The organism is Paenibacillus mangrovi, from assembly GCF_022898935.1.
In the GTDB taxonomy this organism is placed as follows: Bacteria; Bacillota; Bacilli; order Paenibacillales; family Paenibacillaceae; genus Paenibacillus_AQ; species Paenibacillus_AQ mangrovi.
This window is the reverse complement of record NZ_JALIRP010000003.1, coordinates 549,166-573,732: the sequence shown is the minus strand read 5'-3', so window position 1 is coordinate 573,732 and position 24,567 is coordinate 549,166. Positions and strand designations below refer to the sequence as shown.

The following is a 24,567-nucleotide window of genomic DNA, read 5'->3' as shown; positions in this document are numbered from 1 at the left end:
CGGTCGAGGGCTTATCCTAGAATAACCCCAAAAAGTGACGTGAAGCTTTGTAGCAACACCGATTACTTTTCGGGGACCCCAAGAGAACGGGGCTAAAATGCAAATCGTTTCGTATCTAGTTTTCAGGTGATCAAACATCTGAACGATTTTTAAGCTGCATGTCCTTTCTAAGGACGGATATTTTGCTGGTGAGTCATTATCGAAGCGAAAACAGCGCAAAAATCCTGTTTGGTGGCGATGGCGGAGGGGTTCCACGCGTACCCATCCCGAACACGACCGTTAAGCCCTCCAGCGCCGATGGTACTTGGACCGAAGGGTCCTGGGAGAGTAGGAAGCCGCCAAGCAGTCCCCCTAAATGGGGCTTTTTTCTCGCCTTTTTAACTCGAATACATAGGTATTATAAATGAGGGCGCTTAGTTCAGCTGAGTCATTCCCCAGCCAATTCACCCCAAAAAGTGAAGCAAATGCTTCGAGGGCGATTCCGGATACTTTTCAGGGACCCCGGTAAACATTTGAGCCATTAGCTCAGTTGGTAGAGCACCTGACTTTTAATCAGGGTGTCGAAGGTTCGAGTCCTTCATGGCTCACCATTATATTTTGCGGTCGTGGCGGAATTGGCAGACGCGCACGGTTCAGGTCCGTGTGGGCTAACCCCCCGTGGAGGTTCGAGTCCTCTCGACCGCATCCTAAATTTCGCGGACGTGGCTCAGCGGTAGAGCATCGCCTTGCCAAGGCGAGGGTCGCGGGTTCGATTCTCGTCGTCCGCTCCAATATTTGCGCCCTTAGCTCAGCTGGATAGAGCGTTTGACTACGAATCAAAAGGTCGGGAGTTCGAATCTCTCATGGCACGCCATTTATATCGGGATGTAGCTCAGCTTGGTAGAGCACCTGGTTTGGGACCAGGGGGTCGCATGTTCAAATCGTGTCATCCCGACCACTTTTTTGCGGGTGTAGTTCAATGGTAGAACTCCAGCCTTCCAAGCTGGTAGCGTGGGTTCGATTCCCATCACCCGCTTTATAAATATAAAGAAGAGATGGCTTTATGCCATCTCTTCTTTTATATTTATTGACTATCGTTTCTCTTTTTACCTGGGCGTAATGCCTATGCCTTACTATAACTTAAACTTCTGCGACAGCTCTTGAAGCTCGATTGCGACGCCGCTCAGGTCGTTGATGTCGCCCTTCATATTTTGAATGACAGATACCTGATCATTCGTTGACTTCGCAACACGCACCGTTTGATTGGAGGAATGTTCAATGGCCCCATTCATATGAAGGAGAGTGGCGGTAACCTGCTCTGTGCTTGCCGATATTTCCTCTGCGGATGCAGACACTTCATGCAATTGCTCGGTCAACTGTTGCACAGACTCATTAATTTCTTCAAAGGCCTGCTTCGCAGCATGCATCTCGATCATGCCCCGCTCAACCTCTTGTTGCTCCTTGTCGACAAGCATGACTGCATGCGAGGAACGATCCTGAATGCTGTTCACAATCGCGACAATTTCCCGGGAAGATTCCTTGGAGTGTTCCGCTAGTCTTTTCACTTCATTCGCTACTACAGCAAATCCTCTTCCGTATTCTCCTGCACGAGCTGCTTCAATTGAAGCATTCAGTGATAGTAGATTTACTTGCTCAGCTAACTCTTGAATAATAAGCACTGTCTTCCCAATATCTTCGGTCTGCTTATGAAATGTGCGAATCTCTTCCCCCGTTTCCTTCGAGCTGTCCAGAATCGCATTCATCTGATCATTAATACGCGCAATTTGCTCACTTCCCGTGTCAGCCTGTTTAGAAGAGTGATTCGCAAAGTCAGCGACGGATGCTGTAGCTTCTGTTATTTTTTGAACGCCGGCAGCGACTTCCTCTACAACTCTGCTGCTTTCTTGGATATTATGAGACTGAATGACTGCTTGTGATGCTACCTCCTGCAGCTCCTCTGCATTGTGAGAAGTATGCTGAGTAATTTTTTCAGCGTTAGATAACAGTTTTTCCGAATTGGTGGCAATAATGGATGAATGAATGCTCATTTTTGATATCATCTCTCGAATTGCTTCAATCATCCCGTTAAAGCTCTTGGTGAGCTGTCCTAATTCGTCTTTAGATTGATAGCTGCCTTTGACTGCTAGATTCCCCGATTCAGCTTTTGCCATGACCATCTGAAGCTCTTTGATCGGCTTATTAATGATTCGGGATATAAAGAAACCGGCAGTACCGCAGATCACAATCGCAGCCAGCAGGACAATCAGCACAAGAGTCATACTGTTCTGGGCTTGCTTACTATTGATTTGGTTAAACTGCTCTGCGTTTTCCAGATTTATGGACTTCATTTTTCTTAGCACGGTTACGATACTATCGATATTTGTCCTAAAATTTAAATCATAGTATACATAGGCTTCCGTAGAATTGTTTTTCTCGAGCAACTCCTTCACACGCACGTAATGCTCTTCACCGTTCTTAACTAATTTTAAATACTGCTTGTATAAATCTTGATCCACGGCTTGCTTGCCATAACTTTCAAGCTGCTTTCTAGTCGCTGCATCCTGTTCCTTAAGCTGGTCAATCTCGGCAATAGTACTGGCCCTATCCACTCTAGTGTCTCCTAGTATCAGCTTGGTTTGATAGGCATCAATTTGGGTGCTGATCGTAATCAATTGACTCAACACTTCATTCGGAAGCATTTTGTCTTCATACATTTCCTTCGCATTGGCATTAACGGTCCTTAAAGATATGTACCCGATCATTCCGATCACTGCTAAGAAAAGTAAAAAGAATACGATTAAACTATTAATCTTGACCGAAATTTTTTGGTTCGCAATCAGTTTCATTTGATGTCCCCCTTTTTTCTGTGTATTCATACTAGTCTCCATATTGTATTTTTATTTCAAAAAATAAGAATACAATTAAATAATATTTCGGAATTTTTGTCTAAAAAAGTTAATGGATTAACCAACTTGTAAAGGAGATAGGGATGGATGTATTAAAACAGGGGGGAATTGCACTTCTATGTAGAGGAATAAGAAAAGGGAAAACTAGAGAAGCTTGAAAGAAAAAAACACTAGTGGATTGACATAGGGGTGGACAGTCGGAAAAGGCAGGGGAGGTTGAAGTGAGAAGCTATGAGGCTAACGCTTCATTCGTTATTTTTTCAATATCGATAGGGGATCTTGATCCTTCGTGAACCAAATCGGGTAGAATATGTTGCAAGAAATAGTCGACACAATGAAGCTTGATTCCTTTAATTTTGATGAGAGCATCTCGATACATCACGATAAACTCTTTTTCTGTGTTTCCTCGTTGCAGCTCTGTAAAAGCCTCATAGACCTGATCCAGTTTATCAGCCACCTCCAGTATTTTCCCTTCTACAGAATCGTCTTTGCCTTCGCGCAGTTGTCTGCGGAAAATGTGCTTAAACTCCTCTGGAATATGCTCGTCTATGAAATGAGCGACCATACCTTCTTCAACCTGTTGCAGCATAGCCCGCAGTTCGAGCGAGTGGTGCTTCACGGGCGTCTTGATATCCCCGATAAAAATTTCCCCATAATCATGACTGCTTGTAATTTCGTATAGCTTCTTCCAATCCACCGTGATCCCATTGCTTTCTTCAATATCGGCCAATGTTTTGGCATATTGAACAACCTTCCAGGAATGAGCGGAAACGCTATGCTCTTCAAATTTGAATTTGCCTGGACAACGAATAATGCGCTCGAGGTCGTTTAACGATTGAAAATACGTATGAATACCCATATTTTTGCATTCCTTTCTTCGAAAAATGGTTTATATGTTGCTGTATATTCAGTATACATTTAGTTTGTAAAGGGATCGTTAACTCATGCTAGAAGTTACTGGGAATTAGGGGGAAACGGCCGCAGAGGTTATCTGTACCGGGACAGATGTACTTTTCTTCGATTGAAGCGTAGGGTACTAGCGTTTAAAATGAGTAGCGAGGGGGCAACATGATGATCATCGCAGAGGTAAGGGGCGAATAGGGATTTGAGATCGGTACACATTAAATCATGACATGACATTTGGAGGTAATTTAAGATGAAGATTGTTGCTATCGTAGGGAGTATTCGGAAAGAATCATATAATCTGAAGCTTGCCAAATACATTCAGCAGCGGTATAAAGACCGTTTTGAGCTTGAAATTTTAAGCATTCGCGAGCTTCCGTTCTATGATCAAGATATCGAGAATGAGCCGCCGGCCGTCGTTAAGGAGTTCAAAGGAAAAGTGGCTGCAGCCGATGCCGTGTTATGGGTGGTGCCAGAATATAATGGAACCATTCCCGGCGTATTAGGCAATGCGATCGACTGGTTGTCTCGCGTGGATAAAGTGATGAACGGCAAACCGTCTTGGATCGTCGGCGCTTCGATGGGCCTTCTTGGAACCGTCAAAGCCCAAGGTCATTTGCGCGATATTTTATTCGCTTCCGGCATTGGGTCGCCTCTCTTGCCCGGCAACGAAGTTTATGTAGGGGTCGTACACGAGAAAATCGATGCCGAAGGCAATCTGACTCACGAACCGACGGTGAAGTTTTTGGATACGGTCGTCGGTAATTTCCTCAACTGGTACAATCAACAAGCGAAAATTGCCGTTTTTAAATAAACTTAAGATCGGCAGAAAATCGCCGCCATCAACTCCTTTAACCTTGATGGCGGCGATTTTTTTAGTAAAGGGAACGATGCTCGAATTAAGAAAGTATGGGAAGCCTCTGCACTGGTTATGTGATGTTGATAAGCAGAGGCTTTTATGTGTTAGAATATAGGAAAAATAAGATTATTTTTTCAAGGAGCATTGCCATGAAAATTCGCAAGGCCATTATTCCGGCAGCAGGGCTCGGCACACGGTTTCTTCCGGCTACCAAAGCCATGCCGAAAGAGATGCTGCCCATAGTTGATAAACCAACCATTCAATATATTATCGAGGAAGCAGTTGCTTCCGGCATCGAAGACATTATTATCGTCACAGGCAAGGGGAAAAGGGCAATCGAGGATCATTTTGACTACTCCTTCGAGCTTGAACATAACCTTACGGCAAAAGGTAAGTGGGAGCTGCTTAATGAGGTGCGTAAATCTTCTGAGATGGCAGATATTCATTATATCCGGCAAAAAGAACCGAAGGGCCTTGGCCACGCGATCTGGTGTGCGCGCAAATTCATTGGGGACGAGCCGTTCGCCGTGCTATTGGGAGACGATATTGTAGAAGCGGATGTGCCTTGCCTAAGACAGATGATTGAGGTGTACGAGCAATATCATTCATCCATTGTAGGCGTGCAGCCGGTACCTATAGAAGAAGTCTCGCGTTATGGGATTGTAGACGCACGGCAGATCAGTGATCGAGTATATCAAGCGGCGAGGCTTGTTGAGAAGCCTGCACCTTCAGAAGCTCCGTCGAATTTAGCGATTATGGGGAGATATATTCTAACTCCGAATATTTTCACACTCCTTGAAGGGCAATCTGCGGGTGTGAACGGAGAAATTCAATTGACCGACGCATTGTCTAAACTTAATGAGATGGAATCCACCTATGCGTATCATTTTGACGGTATTCGTCACGATGTGGGCGAGAAGCTAGGGTTTATCCAGACATCGATTCATTATGCGCTTCAGCATGAGGAACTAAAAGATGAGTTGCTTAATTATATGAAAGAGGTAATCGAGAAGGAGAATACTTAAAGATTATCCTCTCCCAACACCCCATACCTCTCCAGCGCCTTCGTTGACGCCTCCAGCATCCGCTTTTTCACATAATTCCCTTCAAGCACCCGCACCCGCTTTCCCAGAAAGCGCAGCTTGGAGAGCAGATACTCCTTCTCTTCCCCGAGCAGACATACTTCTACCGTGTACGTATCCTGCTGCGCATCGTATTGCACTTCTTTCTCGAAACAGGACAGTGCATACAGAATCCGTGACAGCTCCGGGTTATAGTGCGGGATGATCTCTATAAGGACCTCAGTCTTGCGGTTATCAAGCGTTTGACCGATCCGCTCCAGAATACCGTTTACCCTTTCAATCGGCAGGGCTTCTTCGGTAACAGAAATGATTTTATCCAGCTTCGTACTCATAAATGCGCGATTGCGGACATGATGCCACAGCAGGTACCACTCCCGCTTCACCATAGAATACTCCAGCCGATAGGGTACGCCCAATTGGTTGGAGTAGACTTTGCCGCTTCTCAAGCAGTGGGTAATCCGAATTCCGCTCCGGTTCATGATGAGGCGGCGAAGCGGGCGAAGGAGAGGGTGGTACACCTGCTTTTCCCTGCTCCGTGCTTTTTCGATCAGGTGGGCGCTCGTCTCCATCTGCTCATCCTTCGTTAACATGGACTTCAATTTGTCCATCGTTTCGGGTGTAAAGGCGTCGGAGGCGACGGGATGCTGCAGCATGGCTTTGAGCCAGGACCGTTCGTGGGCAGTGACCATGAAGGTGCCGGTGTCGTCCAGCCGCGAGATGATTTGGTAATTAAATATTTTCTCAAACAGATTCATAGTAGGCGCGAATCTCCTTCCATTCCGCGATCATTTCGCGGCGCAGCCGGACCGGCTCAAGCACCTCGCAGCTGGAACCGAAGCTTCGCAGCCACGGCTTGATCTCTGTCGTTCCATTCACGGTGATCTGATAGGTAAAGGAATCGCCGTCTTCCTCGACGATTTGTCCCCACTGCCCCTGCAGCAGTACCCGCTGTTTAACGAAATTCGGCCCGGATTCCCCGGGGTTATAGAACTTGGCGCGGACCGTAACCGGGGCGCCCGTGTCGATCAGCCAGCTGTAACGCAGCTTGTCCTGGAGTTCCTGCTGCTTCTCCTCGAACCATGCGGGATCGACCGCTTCATCCTCTTCGAACTGCGTGATCCCCTCCATCCGATACTTTCGAATCCCTTCCCGACCATAAGAAAGCAGGTACCAGCGGCCATATTGGTGATCGTACACAACTTTAAGCGGCAGCGTTTTCTCCGATTTCCCTTCCGTTTCCCGTTCGAATAAAGGATTGGTGTTTTTGGAGGCGTAGCTTTTTTCTGTTTTGGGCGAGAAATACAGGAACCGGACCTTCCGATGTTTGCGTATGGCGTCCAGGATGGTGAATAAATGGGCTTCATCCAGAATTCTGGAGTGATAGTGATATTTATATAAAAAAGGCTCTACCGCATGCTTGTCCGAATGGCCTCGGATTAACTGCTTTTTCAGTCCATCCCGCAGCAGGTAGCCCTGTACGGATGGGGTCTGAGTATTGGCCATCACGTCCACAAAATCATATAAATCCAGCAGCTCGTCTTCCGTCAGCTCCCGGATAAATTCATTCCGAATTGCGTATTTGAAAGGGCGTACGTCGCCCTCTTTTTGAATGACGCCTACCTCTTCGAGGTATTTCAGGTCTTTGCGAATCGTTTTTTCATCCGGCAAAGGGAGATTTGTGGGGAGTGCATTCATGCAGTAATCCAGCAGCTCATGAACATTCAGGGATAGAGCACTCAGTGCTCCGAGAAGCAGGGAAAGCCGCTGGCTTTCAGACTCCTTTAGAGACTTGGCACGAAATAGAAAGAGCAGCATCGGGTCCGCAGAATCATAGTAATTGTAGCGGATGCCTTCGGTGAATTCCTTGCCCTGGTCCTCTGGTAGCTGGTACGTGGCCTGGACGATCTCTTTTAGACGGCGGATCGTTTTATCGAACGTGTTCACGGAAATCCCCAGCCTCTTCGCAAACTGCTGCCTGTTATAAGCCCCGCTCGTCAGCACCAGCATACGTAGAAACTGTATTTCCTTATCGAAGCTCTCCTTGGCCATCTGACGTTTCTCCTTCTTCCTTGTCATCTCTTTCTATTGTAACAGGGGAGGTGGACGGATAAAATGTTAAACTTCCCCTTTTCGAGCCATGGGCGGGAGCTCGTTCTGCGATCAAGAAACGGGATTTATTTTCGAGGTTGTAATACTTACGCCATGTTCGCGTCGATCAAAATGAGCGATGATAACACCAACAGGCCGGGCGCTAAGTCCAAATGACATATGAATTTGAAATACAGTAAGCAAGGAGTGTATAGAATGGCAATCATTCAAGTCAAATCAACGAATCCGCAGTTTTCATTTCTGATCAAAAAGAACCCGAATTCCGGCATGGTCCTCCGGAGCATCCGTAAGGGTATGGCGTATGGCTGGTACACTGATGGGCAGACGTTTAACGTGTATTTCAAGGATGCAGACAATGAAATTTCCTATAAACAGCATGAGCAGGACAACTTTGAATATTTAAATGTGTCGCGTTACAACACGCCTTTGTTTCCACTGAACACGATCAGTGAGTTCTTTTCCTCACCGCATAAAGTACATGACGAACGCGATGTGGAAGGGTATGAACACACTTTTTATATCGGTATGGTCCATATTGAGCTCATCCGGTATATCGAGTTTTTCGAAAAGCATCTCAAGGATTTCTCGTTCGAGATCGCCCATCAGGCGCATAAGAGCTACTCGCTAACCGTGACGACACGCAAAAGCCTGTATCAGCTCCTGCATGTTGTGAGCGTATTATGCCTGTTTCTGTCGATGTTCGGCAACGAATACATAGATATTTCCGATAACGTTCTGGATAAATACATCAAGAGTATAGGCGTGATCGACGCACCGTTCTACATCCGCAGTTTGTTCGTGCGCAATTTCCTCTCATCCAAGGAGCGGTACAGTAAGTACAAAGAGGAGCTCGAGGCAACAAGCCGCTATGAAATCCGGTTTGCGTATGGCGGGACGGCGCTTCAGCGCAGAAACTATATCGGCAGCGTGCTGCCTTTTGACAAATCTATTCTCGATGTTGGATGCGGCGAAGGATTTTATGCCCTCCCGTTTGCCGGCAAGATTGAAGGCAGCTATTACGCGGTCGACGTTAATGAAGAGGTCCTGGGCAAAATGATTCGCAAAGCGGAATCCAGACAAATCGATAATATCGCGGCCTTCCGGTCTATTGATCATTTTCTTGAGGACTACAACGGCGAACGGGTGGATGTCATTTTGACCGAGGTGATTGAGCATATGAGTCCAGAGGAAGCGGGGCAGCTGATCCGGCAGATTGTTTCCGAAGTTGACTTCGAGCATTTGATCATCACCACTCCGAATGCGGACTTTAACCAGTTCTATGAATTAACGGGCTTCCGTCACGACGATCACAAGTGGGAGATGGGGCAGGAAGATTTTCAGCAGTGGATGCTAAAGGTTATTCGGGGTTCCAGTCTGCAGTATGAGTTTGTGGCGATCGGGGACGGGGTCAATCATATCCAGACGACGCAGGGCGTCATTTTGAAGAAAAGGGGGGCTTAGGCTCATGGAAATCCGCACAAAAATACATACCATCTTCATGCTCGTCGGTTCCACGGAATGCGGCAAAACAACGTTTGCCAAGGAAGTGCTGATTCCGGGACTGCGCTTTGAGGATGCTCATACCAAGTTAAAAGCTAATATTCAATATTTGTCCTCCGACCAGATCCGCCAGGAGGTCCTTGGATTCGATTACGATAAATACGACCAGGTGATGCTGGAAGCGAGCGAGCAGGCTTTTCATCTCTTGTTCGAGAAACTGAACATGGTCACTTCATTCCCGATTAATGCGGAGTTCGTCGTGGTCGACACGACTGGATTGGCGGAGGATTTTAGAGAGAAAGTAAGGGCTGTTGCCCGTCAAAATCATTACAACGTCGAAGTCATTGTGTTCGATTACCGGAAAAGAGAAGATTATTACGCGTCGGAGCGGTCCAAACGGCTCATTACGAACCATATCAACCGCTTGAAAAAAGACGTGCTCGGATCTTTGCCGCGCGAAGGATACGAGAAGGTTCATAAGGTGCGTGCGAAGGATTTTTACTTGCCCGATGAAGGAAAAGGCAATCCCGAATATAGCATCCTCGTTGAGGATTTGGAGGCATATCAGGAGACGGTTCTTCCTAAGGATCAGCAGTACATCATTGTTGGCGACGTTCATGAATGCGTGGATGAGCTGAAGGGCCTGCTGCTTAGCTACGGCTATCGGATCGAGTCCGGCAGGTTGGATCTAGGAGAGAAGCTGCGGCATACGAAGGTTATTTTGGTCGGTGACTGGATCGATAAAGGGAAGCAGACGCGGGAAATCACCGAATTTCTGTATGACAATCAGGAGCATTTCTTATTCGTGATGGGGAATCACGAGAACTTCGTCTACAAATACTTGAGGGGCGAGATTAGCGCCGTGGATCAGGAACTTCTGCGCACGTATTTCGACTCCACGGAGATCCTCTCGAATGATACGGAGCTGCTGCGGAAATTTAACCATTTGGTATCGGCAGCGAAGCCGTTTTATCGCTATGTGGGTGCGGAAGGTTCGTCTTATTATGTTACGCATGCACCGTGCAAAAATAAATATATCGGCAAGCTGGATGCCCAGTCTGCCCGCCACCAGCGTAATTTCCGGATTGACCGGGAAGCGCCGCTAGAAGAGCAGCTGTCTTTTCTGCAGGAAGATGCGGTAAGGAATTATCCGTTTCATATCTTTGGGCACGTCGCTGCCAAGCAGGCTTTCCGGATTCGTAACAAGATCCATCTAGACACCGGAGTGGTACACGGCAATGGACTGACATCCGTCATGATCTCGTTCAAGCCGTTCATGAAGTCGCATAAATCGCGCACAGCGGTTCTGGCCGAGGAGCTTCCGGTGCTGTTCAAGGAGAAGCGGAAGGTTTCGGTCCAGGATCTGGGGGAAGACGACATTCGTAGACTTCATTACTGTTCCCGGCATAAGATCAATTTTATTTCCGGCACAATGTCTCCGGCCGACAAGGACCCGGATGCGAATGAGCTGGAGTCCCTGAAGCGAGGGCTGGATTATTTTAAGCAACATGGCGTTGATCAGGTCGTGTTACAGCCCAAATATATGGGATCTCGGTGTAATATTTACCTGTATCGGGAACTGGATCAATGCTTCGCTGTGAGCCGGAACGGCTATAAAGTGAAGCAGGTGGATTTGACGGACGTGTACGAGAAGCTTCTGGCCAAGTTCGGTGCGTACATGGAGCAACAGGATATCCGCATGCTGATGCTGGACGGGGAGCTTATGCCGTGGAATGCGCTTGGAGAAGGATTGATTCAGCGTCAGTTCAAGCCGATCGAGAAGGCGCTGGAGGCGGAGCTTGCGTTTTTGCAGCAAAATGGCTTCGAACCTGCCCTGCATAAATTGACCGGGGAATATCAGGCGAGCGGATTCGAGCAGGATCAGTACCGCATGTCCAAAAATGTCCTGAGTGAAAAATACGGTTCCAGCGTATATCAGAACTACAAATATCTGCACGACATCCAGGAAACCTACGTGCCGCTAGCTGAACATGTCCGGGCATATGAAACCTATAAAAAACAGCTTGAGCTGTATGCGGAAGCGGGAATCATGGAATATAAGCCTTTTGCGGTTTTGAAAATGGTCTTCAGCAGTGGCGAGGAGCAAATACCGCAGTGGAATACCTCTGAAATGTACAGCTTCCTGTCGGAGGATGAGGCGATAACGTTAGATTTGTCTGATCCAGAGAGCTATGCAAAGGCGGAACAATTTTTCGCGAAGCTGACGATGGAGAATCATATGGAGGGAGTCGTCATTAAGCCTGAGGTTTGGGATGGCCGGACAGTGCCGTACATGAAGGTGCGTAACCCGGATTATCTGTCCATCATTTACGGCTACGATTATCAGTTCCCACATAAGTACCGGAAGCTGATGAAGCAAAAGAGCATTACCCGCAAGCTGCGCACCTCGCTGAGCGAATACCAGCTTGGTATCCGGATGCTTGGCGTGAAGCACGATGACATTGCGCCTGAAAGTGAAGCGTATCAGGAAATTGCGGCCAATCTGCTGTTCGAGGTTGCCCAGGAGCAGGAGATCGACCCGCGTCTATAAGCTAAATTCTTCATAACTTCAAACAACCCCGTCTATTCAGGCGGGGATTATTTCTGATGATGAATCCATATCTGAACTTGTAAGCATAGGAAAATGGCAATTGTTCGATTCCCTGTCCGATTCTATCTATATATGTTACCATCTATCGTAAAGCAGGATGTTATATGAATTCATTGATTCGTTATGCCAAAGGGGGATCCATTATGAAAATACAACATATCTCAATCCAAGGAGCTGGGGAGTGGAACGAAGACGCTGTCGTCATCAACCCGGAGCAGCGGCTGTATGGCGTCATTGACGGTGCGACATCGCTGGTCCCATACCGGAGTGCTAACCATGAAACAGGCGGCAGGCTTGCATCGCAGCTGCTTAAGCATTATTTTGAACAGCTTCCAGGCGAGGACGGTCGTGATCTGGAGACATTGACGAAGGAAGCGAACGCCAGACTTGGAGAAGAAATGCGGGCGAGCGGGATTCAAATGGACCGCAAAAGCGAGTTGTGGACGGCAGCTATGACCTTGATCCGCATCACAGACCACCATATCGAATATGTGCAGGCAGGAGATTGCATGCTGATGACTTTATACCGTGACGGCTCGGTGCGGACGATTACACGTGATCACGTCGCTCATATCGGTGAAGTGCCGATGGCCACTTGGAAGCAGGGAATCGAATCCGGCATCCGCTCCAAAGCGGCGCTAAGGGAGATGGTACAGCCGCAGCTGCTCGCTAACAGGGATAAGATGAACACCGATCATGGATATTCTGTGCTGAACGGACTGCCGGATGCGGACCGCTATCTGGAAAGCGGCAAAATCAACCGGATTCAACTGGCAGGCCTGCTGCTCGTGACGGACGGACTGTTTTATCCAGAAGAGTGGCCTTGTGCAGAGGCGGAAAACGGGAATTTGGAGGAAAAGCTTCTGCGCTGCGTGGCTTCGGATGGTTTGGAACGGTATGCGGAGTGGCTTCTTGCTCTGGAAAACGGGGATCCGGAATGCATTCGTTATCCGCGCTTCAAAATCTCTGATGATAAATCCGGGGTTTGGATCACCTTTTAAGAGGATGGAAGTATACCTTACATTCTTGTAAAGATAATCATTTAGTACTTTACATTCTTGTAAATCGGATGTAACCCAATTATATCCTTACTGAACTATACTGATATAGCAAACAACAAACATCTTATCTATCAAGAATGAAAGTAGGAATCAACATGAATATCAAAAAAGTCCTCACAAGCACGATGATCGCATCTCTCGTACTCAGCGGAAGCGCTATGGCTGCGAGCAATAACAGCAATAACAGCTTTAAGCTGCCATCCAATATGTACAAACTTGCACAAAAACAAGTCGACGTAACCGGTGACAAAAAAGCTGACGTCATCACGCTCTATGGTCACAAAGAAAAGGCAAGCGATGCATATAATGATGAATTGCTGCTTGTTATTAATAATGGGAAGACAAAGAAAACGACCTCTATTCCGTTGCATGACGGTGGATATTCTCCCGTGCTCCTAGTTCCGGATCTTAACAATGATAAAGTAGCGGACATCATGGTTACTGCAGATACAGGTGGAACCGGCGGTTACATAACTAGCCATATTTACACATTGATAAATAGCAAGCCTGTGGAATTTCCGCAGCCAGGACTTGCCAAAGGCAAGGTAGGCGTGCAGGGCAATGGCTTCATTCAGCTGAAACCAGTCGCTTTGAACAATAAAGGTGCTTACGCTTTGCAGGGAGTTGAGAGAGTTGGAACTACCCAAGCGGATACAACTTCTTATGTGACCTCCAACTGGAAATGGATTAAGGGCAAATGGCAACTGAACGGTAAAAAAGTTACAAAGCCGAATTCTTCTCAGGAACAAGCGAAAAATACGGTTTACAAAAATTCCGAAGCCAACTTTAGCGTAGCAATTCCTTCTTCTTGGAATGGTCACTATAAGGTACGCCATGAAAAGTCCGACGTCATGTTCCCTTCGGCAAAGCATGTTGTTTACTTTGATTACGTGACGAAGGATAAAAAAGACTATCAGCCGCTAATTACTATCTCTGTTTATGCAAAGAACGATTGGAAAAAGCTTTCGGATGATGACAAGAGTCAAATCGGAGGTACAATTGCTGAGGCAAACGGTATGGTATATGTCGTGACAACACCTCAATCCAACCCGTTTGACCCCCAATCGGCTGATGGAAAAAAGTTTGATCAAATGTACAAGGATTTGAACCTGAAAAAAGCCTTTTCGATTCTTAAAAAATAGAGGTATGATGGAGATATGATCAGAGTAGACACCTTGAATAGGTGTCTTTTCTGCTTTTTTATACCATAAGTGTTCTCCTCTACGGCAGGTATTCGCGCCGAATATAGCCTCGCCGGATGGGGAGGTTTGCTGATCCTTCAGAAGTAGCGGAGATGGTCGTCTTCCTGGCTTCCAACAAATCCAGCTATATGACCGGTTCAATCATTGTCGTAGATGGTGGTTTGACGCTCTAAGCGTGGTTCTTAGAAAGTTGTAGACTGGAAATGTTGATTTTACGCGGCCTTTCCGTTAAAAAATCGTCATCTCCCAGTGCAGGAAATGGGACAATTTTCTTGACTCAAAACGAGAATGTGATTAAGATCTTGACATCGTCCAATGGCAAGAACTTGATCCTATAACTAAAAAGCCGCGATTTACGCGACTCGATTACCTTACCGAAGCTTAACCGCCAGCCCCTCTGTCAAAACATCAAGACCGAACTTGAACTCCTTCACCCAATCGGAATTCGTCGTGTACGACGCCAGACGGATTACCGTAGGGAACTCCTCTGAAGGCAACTGACTATAATATTGGTTATAGCGTTCGCTTAACTCCGCATTCGAGATGGCCTGCTCGGCATTCAATTGCAGCCTTACCTCTTCCCCTACGAATCCGAGCACGTAATTCTTCAAAATCGAAGCTACCCAAGGCACTTGCTGGTCCGAGAAACCGATAGATGACAATAGGGCGTACAGCTTTTCTACCTGCTTAAGACGATCATAGCCCGAGGCTATACTGGAATTAAACAGATCCACCGTATCCCGGTGCGAGAGAAGGATCTTACGGAAAGCCTCCCCCCAAAGCCCAAGCTGCTCCCTCCAAGGAAGAGATGACTCCGGCCACTCCATGGAACTGCTTATTCGATCGGTCAGTAGTCCCATGAGCTGGTCCTTGTCTTGGACATGATAATAAAGCGACGCGGTTTTCACCTGTAGCTTGTTCGCGATTTTGTTCATGCTTAATTCCTTAAGACCGATCTCATCCAGCAATTGCAACGCGGTCTGAATAATTCTTGACTGGTCCAGCGGAGTATTGGTTTTACGAGTTTTCCTAGCCAACGTGCTCACCCTTTCACTTGACAAGTATAGCATATAAGTCTATTCTAATACCATTAGATTAATCTAATGGTATTAGAATAACGAGGAGGAAAAATGAATGAAGCTAAACCACCTGAACTTGTGCGTGAACAATATGTCGGAGGCTGTTACATTTTTCGCTAATATATTCGGTTTGGAGCTCGCGGATCAGAAAGGTGACGCGATTGCAGTCATGAAGGACGAAGTGGGGTTTACGCTCGTCTTAAGCCGGTTGGCCACCTTAGGTGGCGAGATTCCAACTTACCCCGAGGGGTTCCATGTCGGATTCCACGTGGACACGAAGGAAGAGGTGGATCAATTCTGCCTTCGGCTTATGGCTGCAGGGCTTGCAGGCGAGGAAAGTAGCCCGAAGTCGATGCGAGGCGGTTACACGCTCTACTTCAAAGCGCTTGACGGCATTCTGTTCGAGGTTACCTCGTTCGCCGTTTAAGCCCTTTTACGAATTCGGACTGAAGCCGTAAGCCTGAACAAATTGGGAGTTTGTAGCTTATGATAAGTAGCGCACGAATATTGGGAGATTATTGTGTTCTGTGGTTTTGCAATGTCTCCGCGTTTGAAGTTTTCGTCAAAGTTATTAAGTTATTCTGCCTGTTAGTTGAGAAAACGGCATCCAGTTACACCGGCTGCCGTCTCTTTGAGTTTATTGAACAAACGTGTCCCGTTAGCGCAATGAGCCTGGTGAAAATATTACCTTTACTCATTTCATATTTCCCCTGATTTGAGGTTGAGTTCAACAATCTAGTTCTTTCTTATATTCATCCATATGGTCCAGCATCAGGACCTAACTGCTCAAAACTATTTCTAATAGCCAGTAAATTCTCCAGGTATTCTAGTGATTTAGGATCGCAAGGCAAGTCTCTATTTTTACCCCGCCGTTCCATGCTTCAGGCCGGTACCATTGCCACAGGATGGGTCGGTCATGTCTGCGAGATCAAATGGCCGCTGGATGGATGATTTTGGGTGGATTTGTTCTTAGAAAAACGGTATATTATTTTGGAGTTAATAGCGCGGAGTGTTCGTGTTCGATATGTGTTATTGGGATAACGCGCAAGTTGGGATATACGTTTAGGCTCATATTATTTATATTTGGGGAGGGTGTCTGCATGGACAAAAATCCTGGCTATAGAACAAACATTATAGGCGCTGGCGAGGTTGGCTGCGCTATCACGGTCGACATGGACAGGAATTCTATTCATAAAACAAACAAAATCTTATGGGATACAAAAGGAAATGAAATCATAGGAACAACCGCGCTTCCTTTCTATGGAGCATTTGTCTCAGAAGAAAAATGCCAACTTTTTGGTAATGTCTCAGGGAAAAAGATGCTGGAGATAGGCTGTGGAACCGGTCATTCCTTACAATATCAGGGGGAACGCAAAGCATCTGAACTATGGGGTATGGATATATCAGAAAAACAAATTGAAAAGGCAAAGCAACATTTGACGGCGTGCGGCCTTACAGCAAAATTTATCTGCTCTCCCATGGAAGAAGAATGTGGCATACCAGTGGATTATTTTGACTTTGTTTATTCAGTTTATGCCATAGGCTGGACTACCGACCTTGAGGGTACTTTTTGCCGGATCGCTTCTTACCTTAAAAAAGACGGCGTATTTATTTTCAGTTGGTCTCACCCTATACACAAATGTGTTGTTGCAGAAAATAATATGCTTGCTTTTAAAAAATGTTATTTCGATGAATCTTGGTATTCGGTATCTCTTGAAGAAGGTACGCTAGCATTATCGGACCGTAAACTATCAACCTATGTGAATGCGCTCTCAAAAGCGGGATTTGTCATTGAGCAAATGATTGAGCAATCTGATGAAGAAATTATGCAGTTGCGGGATGATGATTTTGCAAAAAAAGCAGAGATGCTTCCTGTAACTTTTGTAATCAAGGCAAGAAAACTATAGTATCCGATAGCTTGATCATGACCTTTGATGATAAAAGCATCTCCCGTCTTCAATGTTTGAGTAACCTGGAACTGAGCCATTATCCCACCTCAATTTATGTATAACAAAATGAGTTAATTGTTCGATGACTTGTCCACTTATGACCATATTTTAACATATATAGTTGAATATAACTGTCTGTTAGCTGAACAGGCTGCCGTTCGTGCCGGCAGCCTGATGCTGTACTATCGTTTCTCGTTAGCTTAGTAATTTCCCCTTAATGGAATCAACATTGTGAACAATATAAGTTGGGTTTGATTGGATTAATTCATCAAGTGATCCGTATCCATAACTTACACCCATGGAATGAATACCAGTATTCTTAGCCCCAATTATGTCATGCTTTCTATCTCCAATCATAATAAACTCATGCTTCTCCTTGTCCTCGTACTTATCCAATATGTACTGAATAATTTCCGTTTTTGCAGTCCTGGTTCCATCAAGGTTGCTACCGACAACAAGGTTAAAATATTTATCAATGTTAAAATGATGTAGTATTTTTTCCGAGAACACAGTGGGTTTGGATGTTGCAACAACCAGTTCATTTTGATGCTCTTTAAGTAGTGTCAGAAGCTCAATTATCCCTGGATATATCTCATTTTCAAACATCCCCGTTTCCTTGAATCTTTCCCTGTAATATTCGATCGCTAATTTTGTTTGTTCCTCGTCGAATGAATATATTTTTGAGAATGATTCTTGAAGTGGAGGTCCAATGAAAGGTTCAAGTTCATTTAAGTCATCTACTACAATACCCATCTTTTTCAAAGCGTATTGTACGCATTTGGTTATTCCAACCTTTGGGTCTGTCAATGTGCCATCTAAGTCAAAAAGTATTGCCTTGTATTTGTTCACAGCTATTTCTCTCCCTTTGTCATTATCTATCTATTCAACAATATTTTATATTTCCTGTCTTGTGAAGCATCTGTACAAAGCTGCCCTTTAGTTCAATAAAATAAGCAGGCTTAGGCAGCCTGCTCGACAAGTATGATATTCAGCTATCGTTCACCGTTAGTTCAAATAATTTCTGAAATCCTTTACAATTACTTCAACAAAAAAGGATGCTGCGATCTGATTCTTTGAGCTATCGAGTCTCTTTAGTTGAACCTAGGTGTCTAATTATCAACATCAATTAATTGCAAACCATTCTGGTAATGGCATTCCTTTTAGACAATGCTCAAACCATACTAAAACTCTATTTAAATAGTCTCTCTGATACTTTTGATTCCATCCGCCACCATGATCGGCTTTAGTATAACATACTAAATTAGTTTCAATTCCGAGACCCTCTAAACCAAAGAATAGGGTCTTTGCCCAGCTATTCCAACGTGCGCCGTCCCATTGCCTCTCGTCCCCTGTTTCAATCAACAAGACAGGTGTTTGAACCGACCCGATATTCTCTAGTGACGATAGTTCTTTATATACTTCAGGTTTGAGCCACATATCCTTTGGATTAGCTTCCCCTAATCGGTTGGGCCGAAAGGCATGAAAAGGAACTCCATAATTACGATCCCAGTGCAGAAAGTCGTGGATGCCACAAATCCCAATCGCTCCCTTAAAACGGTCAGTCTGTGAAACGATCCATGTCGAAAGACCACCCCCATAACTGTATCCATAAACTCCAATTGCATCGGGATCAGATATTCCTTGTTCTATCAAATAATCCACACCCGCCATTACATCCTTAAAAGGATTTCTCATAATTTGTAGGTTCCCAAGTTCCTTTTCAAATTCTAAGCCATATCCGCTGCTCCCCCTAAAATTTGGCATGAACACAGCGTATCCTTGATTGGCGAGAAAAAAAGCCGCACTTTGTCCTTCAGCGCAGTTCAATTCTTTAAAATCCGCAACAATTTTCCCCTCGGGTCCGCCATGCAAATACACAAGTGTAGGAATTTGATTTCCTGGTTCATATGCAACGGGAAGTACAAGAAGTGACTCAATGCTCCAGCCGTCACTCTCATATTTAATAACCTTCACTTCAGGAATTGGGTAAGTAATGATCTTATCGCTGAAGTGGCTTAATTTCTCCATATTTCCTGTTACAGATAGTTTCCAAATTTCCATTGGTTCGCTTGGACCGCTGTATGGGAAAATTAGGGGGTTCCCTTGGTGCAAACATTTTACCCCAGCAGTGTGCCAATGTGAATATACAACCCTTGCATCATCTGTCAACTGCTCCAGTTCTCCTGTGGAAGTTTCTATTGAGAACATATAATTGGATAATCCTCTTTGTGCTGTAAGAAATACATGAGATGTATCGAAACTAAAATCATGTAGTTTTACTCCATATCCTGGAATTTCTACTTTGCAAAGTTGCTGAAACTTACCGTCATCCAGAATAATGATCTCAACCGATGAATGCAACACTGAAGCAATATATAAGGTCCGACCTTTCATTTTGACTAGGTCTGCATCTCCCGAATACAAAAGTTTTTGTTCAGATCCAGAAACAAAAACTTCCTTCAGTTCATTATTTTCTTTGACTACTATCGTACCTCCGTCATCCCATCCGACTATGTCAATTTCTCCATTTGAATGATGGATCAACTTTCTGGTTTCCCCAGTAATCGTGTCGATAATATACAACTCGCATCGATATAGTGAAGAAATGTAATCAGACCATCCCTCATGATCCTGTTTTCTTGTTTTATGGACAATGATATCCGTTGAGGGTTTCTTCTTGCTGTAATCATTATTCAGAGACTGTCTGTCGCCATTTGGCATAAGCGTGTAGGCAATCCACTTCCCGTCAGGAGACCAGCAAAGCTTTGTAAATTGAAAAGGATTTTGTGCAGGGGAATGAGTATTAGAAATTTGTCTTTTCCCTGAACCGTCTTGATTCATTACCCAAATTTCCGCTTTTCCAGAAATACGAGAAAGATAAGCGATCATGCTTCCATCAGGAGACCAGCGCGGAGCATGGGCATCTTCATCAGAGGACAGAATTTCAGTGTAATCGCCGTTATTAAGATTTAGGAGCCAGATTGAACGATTACGCCTCCCATAAACATATTCTTCATAAGGCATATCATGATTTCCGAAAACGATCAGAGCTTCACGATCATCTGGAGAAAGTGACAATTCTTCATAATTAAAGTAGTTAGCGGCTATTACATCGTTTTTTAGCTGTTCACTGGTTAATGTATCATCAGTCACCTTGTTCATCATTATTTACCTCCTATTTCCCATCAATAGAAACATATATTCTTCATCAGGTAAAAATTCCCTCTTTTCAATGTAATTTTTTTGAGAAAGGATTGTAACTAATGAGTGTTCACCACACTTGCCCGTCGCAGCTTGCTTGTGTTGCGCTAAACTGCCCGTTAGTTGAGCGAAGTCGTCAGTCTATCTTGAAAATATATCTAAATGAAAGACGTGAAAGACAATAGAAAAGGACCCTCAGACTAAAAAAAATGGGGCGCCGCTATCCGATACCACTGACTTCCCGGGCACGTTCTTCAATAGAGGTGCGGCGATACCGGATCAACTCTCTGAGTTCGCTCTGATCTCGGTTTAGGATGAAGCTGCCTTTCAATAGACGGTGTCGGAGTAATCCTGCGATCCATTTCGCATCCTTGACGTCTGTCTTGCTTCCCAGAACAAATAATTGGAAAAAATTTCATTCGGGCTCTTGACCGTTACGTAACGTAATGGTCTATATTGAAGATACCGGTGATAAGCTAGCAACCAGGAAAGGGGATGATCATGCAGCGACATTGGAAAGTCGGAGAACTTGCGAAAATGGCTGGAATAACGATTCGAACTTTGCGCTTTTACGATCAGATCGGCTTGTTTTCACCATCCGGCTATTCGCAATCCGGATACAGGCTCTACACCGAAAAGGACATTTCACGCCTGCAGCAAATCTTGTCCTTGAAGGAGATGGGGCTATCGCTGGAGCAGATTAAAGCCGTTATGACTGGAGATCAGCTTAGTTTTTTAGACATTGTCACTCTTCAAATGGACCGTCTGAAAGAAAATATCCGTTTGCAGCAGAAGCTCTTGCACGAGCTTGAGAACGTATCGAGCAGGATACAGCGGAACGAACCGTTTACCGTCGATCATTTCACTGCCATTATGCGGACGATGAGAATGAATCATGAGAAATTTTTCGCCGAGAGGAAGTCGAGCATGAATCATCATCTCGACCAGCTTGGCGAATATTTAGATAAACAACCGGAAGAACCCGGCTAAGGAGGATATGACTATGAACGAGCGATCTGCCAAGCATTCCACTTTCGTTATCGAAAAGAACTACAAACATTCCCCATCACGAGTATTCGCAGCCTGGGCCGGCCAGGCGGCCAAAGCAGCGTGGTTTCCGCCGGCTAACGAGTTCGACTTCCGCGTCGGAGGACGCGAATTCAACCGCGGAGGTCCGCCCGGGGGCCCGGTTTACACATTCGACGCCTGCTATCAGGAGATCGTTCCGGACAGACGCATTGTCTACTCGTACACGATGGACATGGAAGACAGGCGGATATCCGTCTCCGTGACGACGGTAGAATTTGAGTTCACGGACAGCGGCACGCGATTGATCTATACCGAACAGGGCGTATTCCTGGATGGTCTCGATACACCGGAACAGCGTGAGCACGGAACGAAGGTGTTGTTGGATCGTCTCGGCGAGGCGCTGGACAACCAATGAAAAATGCTTCGACCGGATCGGATAGTAAGGCCGGCCTGAAGGAATGGATCGGACTTGCCGTGTTGTCGTTACCCGCCTTGCTCGTCTCGATTGATGTGTCCGTGATGATTCTCGCGCTTCCGCACATAGGCGCTGCGCTCGGCGCTGACAGTGTCCAGCAGCTATGGATCATGGATATATATGGATTCTTGCTCTCCGGTTTCCTGATCACGATGGGTACGCTCGGAGATCGACTCGGCCGACGTAAATTGCTGATGATCGGCGCTGCAGTGTTCGGCTTGTCGTCGGTATTGGCTGCTAATGCCAATAGCGCTGGAATGTTGATTGCGGCCAGGGCGCTGCTCGGTATCGCTGGAGCGACGGTATCTCCATCCACCCTGGGTTTGATCAGCAACATGTTCCGCGATCATAAGCAACGATCCCTCGCCATCGGCATATGGTTTACGTGTTCCATGGGAGGCATGGCGCTTGGCCCGGTGGTCGGAGGGATGATGCTGGAGCACTTTCCATGGGGTTCGGTATTTCTGCTCGGCGTTCCAGTCATGGTACTGCTGTTGTTGACTGCGCCTTATCTTCTGCCCGAATATCGCGACCCGACACCCGGTCGCTTGGATATGCCAAGTGTCGTGCTGTCACTGTGCGCCATTCTTCCGACGATCTATGGCCTTAAGGAAATCGCCAAGCAAGGTCTACAGATCTTGCCGCTATTTGCCGTAGCAGCTGGAGTTGCCTTCGGGATTGTATTCGTAAAGCGACAGAGACAACTGGACAATCCACTAATGGACTTGCGCCTGTTCACCAATCCAGCCTTCAGCACGGCGCTCGGCGGCATGTTCGGAATCACCTTGACAGGCGCTTCCATGCTCTTTGTCGCACAGCATCTTCAATTTGTACTGGGACTGTCGCCACTTCGGGCGGCGGTGTGCATGCTTCCGGGTGTGGTCGCATCCATGGCGGGCATGCTGACATCGCCGATCATAGCAAGGCGGATTCGACCGTCTCTACTCATCGGGGTGGGCCTTACCGTTTCAGCGATAGGCTGTATCCTACTGTCCCAGGTAGGGGCCGGATCTGGGCTCTCGATCCTGATCGTCGGCTATATCCTTTTTAATGCGGGATCGGCCCCGTTTGCGAGCTTGTCCAGCGATCTTATCGTCGGATCTGCCCCGCCTGAGAAAGCGGGTTCGGCGGCGTCTTTGCTGCAGACGAGTGGAGAATTCGCATTCGCACTAGGTATCGCTGTATTAGGCAGTATCGGTACGTACATTTACCACAGCAAAGCCGTCGATTTCATTCCAAGTGATTTGACGGCGTCAGCGGCCAGGGCCTCCAGCGAAAGTCTGCCTGGAGCTGTCTCGGTGGCAAAGGGCTTGCCCGAATCTATAAGCGGAGCACTTCTTCATGGCGCCCGAGAAGCTTTTACTAGCAGCATGCATGCCGTTGTCGCGGTTAGCGGCGGACTCATGATTGCTATCGCCTTTCTCGCCGTGATTAAACTTCGGCATATACGGCCTATTGGGCAGAAAGCGCCAAGCGAGATGGAGCTATTGCGAGAGTAAGGGAAGGCTTGGTGCTCTGCTTGCCTGCTTTCATGTGCAGCTGTGGAACCATGCAAAGCGCAGGTTTAAAAATGAAATGGCAGCTGGATGAGAAGTGCTCCAGCTGCCATTTGAATTGCCAAGATTTTTTATAGAAGTGTTCGACTTATTTCAATAACCTTCCGTTTGTAAGGCAGAACGGTACTTCTTCGGAGTCACGCCCGTATACTTCTTGAAAACTCTAATAAAATGAGATTGATCATAAAACCTGAGCCGCGATCCGATTGATGAAGTTGTGTCACTGGTTATTTTGAGCAGTTTTTTTGCTTCTTCCACCCGCTGTTTCTGTACATAGTTTATCAGGGTCATACCTGTCTGCTTCTTAAACAATTGCATTAAATAGTTGCCATTCAGCCCTGTCAGCTCCGAAAGGTTATACACTGTAATATCTTCATACAAATGTTTATAAATATACTCGCGGCAGTCCCTAGTCGGTTTAGACATCCGTTCATTTTGGCTTTGTCCGACCCGTTCCGTAAAGTCCACTAGGGCATGGACTATCGCGGCCTCCACAGCCTTAACATCATTCAGTTCTTCGATTTGCTGTATATGCAGATCACTAAGTGTACAAGCCAGCTCTTCATATAATCCGCCAGATACAGCAGCCCTCATCGCAATCGCGACGCAGCAAATGGCCAGATTTTTGGTGTTGCGGATTTGGCTTCGCTTGGATAATACCCCCACTTTTTCGTAAGGGATATCGATCCACTGCTTTATCAATTCGGTTTTATTGCCAGTTCGAATCCATTCAAACAACCGTTTCTCGCTTTCCATACTCTGGTGAAATATCGAAAACTCCCGATGAGTCGAAATCGCCATTTCTACATTGTCTTTGAACGTTGTCGGCAGCACATGTTGGTAACCATATTGCAGCACATCCGTAATCTCCAAAGCTTCTTGATTAATCATCCAATGGGCAATCATAGCGATATGAAGCAGGCGAGGACGGTTTACGATCGGCAGACTGCTCCAGTATGCTTTCCAGCGCGGCTGATCGCGATAGGATATGTGGTTATCGTTCATGAGGCTTATGATATGCTCATCCGTAGGCACTTGCTGGATGGAAGCACCTCTGTTTCGTACA

19 protein-coding genes, 6 tRNA genes, 1 rRNA gene and 2 pseudogenes are annotated in these 24,567 nt (G+C 46.1%); 19 read left to right on the top strand and 9 right to left on the bottom strand.

What is annotated here, in order from left to right; all coding sequences use genetic code 11:
- Positions 1-227 precede the first annotated feature (227 nt).
- From rrf to MUG84_RS10635, 7 genes are all read left to right on the top strand, one after another.
- Positions 228-344, top strand: a 5S ribosomal RNA gene (gene rrf, locus MUG84_RS10665).
- A gap of 170 nt (positions 345-514) precedes the next feature.
- Positions 515-590: transfer RNA gene (locus tag MUG84_RS10660), tRNA-Lys, on the top strand.
- A gap of 9 nt (positions 591-599) precedes the next feature.
- A tRNA-Leu gene (locus MUG84_RS10655) sits at positions 600-684 on the top strand.
- A gap of 11 nt (positions 685-695) precedes the next feature.
- Positions 696-770 (top strand) — tRNA-Gly (locus MUG84_RS10650).
- Positions 771-776: 6 nt separating this feature from the next.
- Positions 777-853 (top strand) — tRNA-Arg (locus MUG84_RS10645).
- Between the two features lie 7 nt (positions 854-860).
- Positions 861-937 (top strand) — tRNA-Pro (locus MUG84_RS10640).
- Between the two features lie 7 nt (positions 938-944).
- A tRNA-Gly gene (locus MUG84_RS10635) sits at positions 945-1,015 on the top strand.
- Positions 1,016-1,112: 97 nt separating this feature from the next.
- On the opposite strand, the gene MUG84_RS10630 is transcribed toward MUG84_RS10635, so the two are convergent.
- Together MUG84_RS10630 and MUG84_RS10625 are read right to left on the bottom strand one after the other, a co-directional pair.
- A complete protein-coding gene (locus tag MUG84_RS10630) occupies positions 1,113-2,825 on the bottom strand; it encodes a methyl-accepting chemotaxis protein (protein WP_244724892.1) in 1,713 nt (570 codons plus the stop codon).
- 289 nt (positions 2,826-3,114) lie between these two features.
- A complete protein-coding gene (locus MUG84_RS10625; protein ID WP_244724890.1) occupies positions 3,115-3,744 on the bottom strand; it encodes a YfbR-like 5'-deoxynucleotidase in 630 nt (209 codons plus the stop codon).
- Positions 3,745-4,041: 297 nt separating this feature from the next.
- On the opposite strand from MUG84_RS10625, the gene MUG84_RS10620 reads away from it, so the two are divergent.
- Both MUG84_RS10620 and galU read left to right on the top strand, forming a co-directional pair.
- Complete coding sequence (locus MUG84_RS10620) at positions 4,042-4,602, top strand: NADPH-dependent FMN reductase (RefSeq protein ID WP_244724888.1); 561 nt, start codon at positions 4,042-4,044, stop codon at positions 4,600-4,602.
- 194 nt (positions 4,603-4,796) lie between these two features.
- Complete coding sequence (gene galU / locus MUG84_RS10615; RefSeq protein ID WP_244724886.1) at positions 4,797-5,672, top strand: UTP--glucose-1-phosphate uridylyltransferase GalU; 876 nt, start codon at positions 4,797-4,799, stop codon at positions 5,670-5,672.
- Here the strand turns inward: galU and MUG84_RS10610 are convergent.
- Together MUG84_RS10610 and MUG84_RS10605 are read right to left on the bottom strand one after the other, a co-directional pair.
- Positions 5,669-6,484: a WYL domain-containing protein gene (locus tag MUG84_RS10610; RefSeq protein ID WP_244724884.1), complete on the bottom strand. Its 816-nt coding sequence runs from the start codon at positions 6,482-6,484 to the stop codon at positions 5,669-5,671. The genes galU and MUG84_RS10610 overlap by 4 nt on opposite strands.
- Entirely contained in the window at positions 6,471-7,778 is a 1,308-nt protein-coding gene (locus MUG84_RS10605) for a helix-turn-helix transcriptional regulator (RefSeq protein ID WP_244724882.1), read from the bottom strand. Before MUG84_RS10605 ends, MUG84_RS10610 begins: the two co-directional genes overlap by 14 nt.
- A gap of 255 nt (positions 7,779-8,033) precedes the next feature.
- On the opposite strand from MUG84_RS10605, the gene MUG84_RS10600 reads away from it, so the two are divergent.
- From MUG84_RS10600 to MUG84_RS10580, 5 genes and pseudogenes are all read left to right on the top strand, one after another.
- The gene (locus MUG84_RS10600) at positions 8,034-9,299 is read left to right on the top strand and encodes a methyltransferase domain-containing protein (protein WP_244724880.1); all 1,266 of its coding nucleotides are present in this window, start codon (positions 8,034-8,036) and stop codon (positions 9,297-9,299) included.
- Between the two features lie 4 nt (positions 9,300-9,303).
- Positions 9,304-11,889 (top strand): metallophosphoesterase, encoded by a 2,586-nt coding sequence (locus tag MUG84_RS10595; RefSeq protein WP_244724878.1) that lies wholly within the window; start codon positions 9,304-9,306, stop codon positions 11,887-11,889.
- Between the two features lie 203 nt (positions 11,890-12,092).
- Entirely contained in the window at positions 12,093-12,950 is an 858-nt protein-coding gene (locus MUG84_RS10590) for a PP2C family serine/threonine-protein phosphatase (protein ID WP_244724876.1), read from the top strand.
- Positions 12,951-13,105: 155 nt separating this feature from the next.
- A complete protein-coding gene (locus tag MUG84_RS10585; protein WP_244724874.1) occupies positions 13,106-14,152 on the top strand; it encodes an FG-GAP repeat domain-containing protein in 1,047 nt (348 codons plus the stop codon).
- Between the two features lie 113 nt (positions 14,153-14,265).
- A pseudogene (locus tag MUG84_RS10580) lies at positions 14,266-14,385 on the top strand (SDR family oxidoreductase); the annotation flags it as partial.
- A 198-nt stretch (positions 14,386-14,583) separates the two neighbouring features.
- Here MUG84_RS10580 and MUG84_RS10575 read toward each other — a convergent pair.
- Complete coding sequence (locus tag MUG84_RS10575) at positions 14,584-15,249, bottom strand: TetR/AcrR family transcriptional regulator C-terminal domain-containing protein (RefSeq protein ID WP_244724872.1); 666 nt, start codon at positions 15,247-15,249, stop codon at positions 14,584-14,586.
- A gap of 97 nt (positions 15,250-15,346) precedes the next feature.
- Between MUG84_RS10575 and MUG84_RS10570 the strand changes: the two genes are divergently transcribed.
- Positions 15,347-15,718, top strand: coding sequence for a VOC family protein (locus tag MUG84_RS10570; protein ID WP_244724869.1), 372 nt, complete (start codon positions 15,347-15,349; stop codon positions 15,716-15,718).
- 673 nt (positions 15,719-16,391) lie between these two features.
- A complete protein-coding gene (locus tag MUG84_RS10565; RefSeq protein ID WP_244724867.1) occupies positions 16,392-17,198 on the top strand; it encodes a class I SAM-dependent methyltransferase in 807 nt (268 codons plus the stop codon).
- A 237-nt stretch (positions 17,199-17,435) separates the two neighbouring features.
- On the opposite strand, the gene MUG84_RS10560 is transcribed toward MUG84_RS10565, so the two are convergent.
- From MUG84_RS10560 to MUG84_RS10550, 3 genes and pseudogenes are all read right to left on the bottom strand, one after another.
- The gene (locus MUG84_RS10560) at positions 17,436-18,089 is read right to left on the bottom strand and encodes an HAD family hydrolase (RefSeq protein ID WP_244724865.1); all 654 of its coding nucleotides are present in this window, start codon (positions 18,087-18,089) and stop codon (positions 17,436-17,438) included.
- A 273-nt stretch (positions 18,090-18,362) separates the two neighbouring features.
- Positions 18,363-20,405 carry a prolyl oligopeptidase family serine peptidase gene (locus tag MUG84_RS10555; protein ID WP_244724863.1) on the bottom strand — a complete coding sequence of 681 codons (2,043 nt, stop codon included), beginning with the start codon at positions 20,403-20,405 and terminating at the stop codon, positions 18,363-18,365.
- Positions 20,406-20,667: 262 nt separating this feature from the next.
- Positions 20,668-20,838, bottom strand: a pseudogene (locus MUG84_RS10550) (IS110 family transposase); the annotation flags it as partial.
- 104 nt (positions 20,839-20,942) lie between these two features.
- Between MUG84_RS10550 and MUG84_RS10545 the strand changes: the two are divergent.
- From MUG84_RS10545 to MUG84_RS10535, 3 genes are read left to right on the top strand one after another with little or no spacing between them, the layout of a single operon-like run.
- A complete protein-coding gene (locus MUG84_RS10545) occupies positions 20,943-21,431 on the top strand; it encodes a MerR family transcriptional regulator (protein WP_244724861.1) in 489 nt (162 codons plus the stop codon).
- A gap of 13 nt (positions 21,432-21,444) precedes the next feature.
- The gene (locus MUG84_RS10540; protein WP_244724859.1) at positions 21,445-21,885 is read left to right on the top strand and encodes an SRPBCC family protein; all 441 of its coding nucleotides are present in this window, start codon (positions 21,445-21,447) and stop codon (positions 21,883-21,885) included.
- Complete coding sequence (locus MUG84_RS10535; protein ID WP_244724858.1) at positions 21,882-23,444, top strand: MFS transporter; 1,563 nt, start codon at positions 21,882-21,884, stop codon at positions 23,442-23,444. Before MUG84_RS10540 ends, MUG84_RS10535 begins: the two co-directional genes overlap by 4 nt.
- A 150-nt stretch (positions 23,445-23,594) precedes the next feature.
- Here MUG84_RS10535 and MUG84_RS10530 read toward each other — a convergent pair whose 3' ends face one another.
- Complete coding sequence (locus tag MUG84_RS10530; RefSeq protein ID WP_244724857.1) at positions 23,595-24,506, bottom strand: helix-turn-helix domain-containing protein; 912 nt, start codon at positions 24,504-24,506, stop codon at positions 23,595-23,597.
- Between the last annotated feature and the right edge of the window lie 61 nt (positions 24,507-24,567).

What these genes read in the sequence shown, in the direction of transcription:
- MUG84_RS10630 (WP_244724892.1), bottom strand. Translation starts at nt 2,825, where the DNA reads ATGAAACTGATTGCGAACCAAAAAATTTCGGTCAAGATTAATAGTTTA.
- MUG84_RS10625 (WP_244724890.1), bottom strand. Translation starts at nt 3,744, where the DNA reads ATGGGTATTCATACGTATTTTCAATCGTTAAACGACCTCGAGCGCATT.
- MUG84_RS10620 (WP_244724888.1), top strand. Translation starts at nt 4,042, where the DNA reads ATGAAGATTGTTGCTATCGTAGGGAGTATTCGGAAAGAATCATATAAT.
- galU (WP_244724886.1), top strand. Translation starts at nt 4,797, where the DNA reads ATGAAAATTCGCAAGGCCATTATTCCGGCAGCAGGGCTCGGCACACGG.
- MUG84_RS10610 (WP_244724884.1), bottom strand. Translation starts at nt 6,484, where the DNA reads ATGAATCTGTTTGAGAAAATATTTAATTACCAAATCATCTCGCGGCTG.
- MUG84_RS10605 (WP_244724882.1), bottom strand. Translation starts at nt 7,778, where the DNA reads ATGGCCAAGGAGAGCTTCGATAAGGAAATACAGTTTCTACGTATGCTG.
- MUG84_RS10600 (WP_244724880.1), top strand. Translation starts at nt 8,034, where the DNA reads ATGGCAATCATTCAAGTCAAATCAACGAATCCGCAGTTTTCATTTCTG.
- MUG84_RS10595 (WP_244724878.1), top strand. Translation starts at nt 9,304, where the DNA reads ATGGAAATCCGCACAAAAATACATACCATCTTCATGCTCGTCGGTTCC.
- MUG84_RS10590 (WP_244724876.1), top strand. Translation starts at nt 12,093, where the DNA reads ATGAAAATACAACATATCTCAATCCAAGGAGCTGGGGAGTGGAACGAA.
- MUG84_RS10585 (WP_244724874.1), top strand. Translation starts at nt 13,106, where the DNA reads ATGAATATCAAAAAAGTCCTCACAAGCACGATGATCGCATCTCTCGTA.
- MUG84_RS10570 (WP_244724869.1), top strand. Translation starts at nt 15,347, where the DNA reads ATGAAGCTAAACCACCTGAACTTGTGCGTGAACAATATGTCGGAGGCT.
- MUG84_RS10565 (WP_244724867.1), top strand. Translation starts at nt 16,392, where the DNA reads ATGGACAAAAATCCTGGCTATAGAACAAACATTATAGGCGCTGGCGAG.
- MUG84_RS10555 (WP_244724863.1), bottom strand. Translation starts at nt 20,405, where the DNA reads ATGATGAACAAGGTGACTGATGATACATTAACCAGTGAACAGCTAAAA.
- MUG84_RS10545 (WP_244724861.1), top strand. Translation starts at nt 20,943, where the DNA reads ATGCAGCGACATTGGAAAGTCGGAGAACTTGCGAAAATGGCTGGAATA.
- MUG84_RS10540 (WP_244724859.1), top strand. Translation starts at nt 21,445, where the DNA reads ATGAACGAGCGATCTGCCAAGCATTCCACTTTCGTTATCGAAAAGAAC.
- MUG84_RS10535 (WP_244724858.1), top strand. Translation starts at nt 21,882, where the DNA reads ATGAAAAATGCTTCGACCGGATCGGATAGTAAGGCCGGCCTGAAGGAA.
- MUG84_RS10530 (WP_244724857.1), bottom strand. Translation starts at nt 24,506, where the DNA reads ATGAACGATAACCACATATCCTATCGCGATCAGCCGCGCTGGAAAGCA.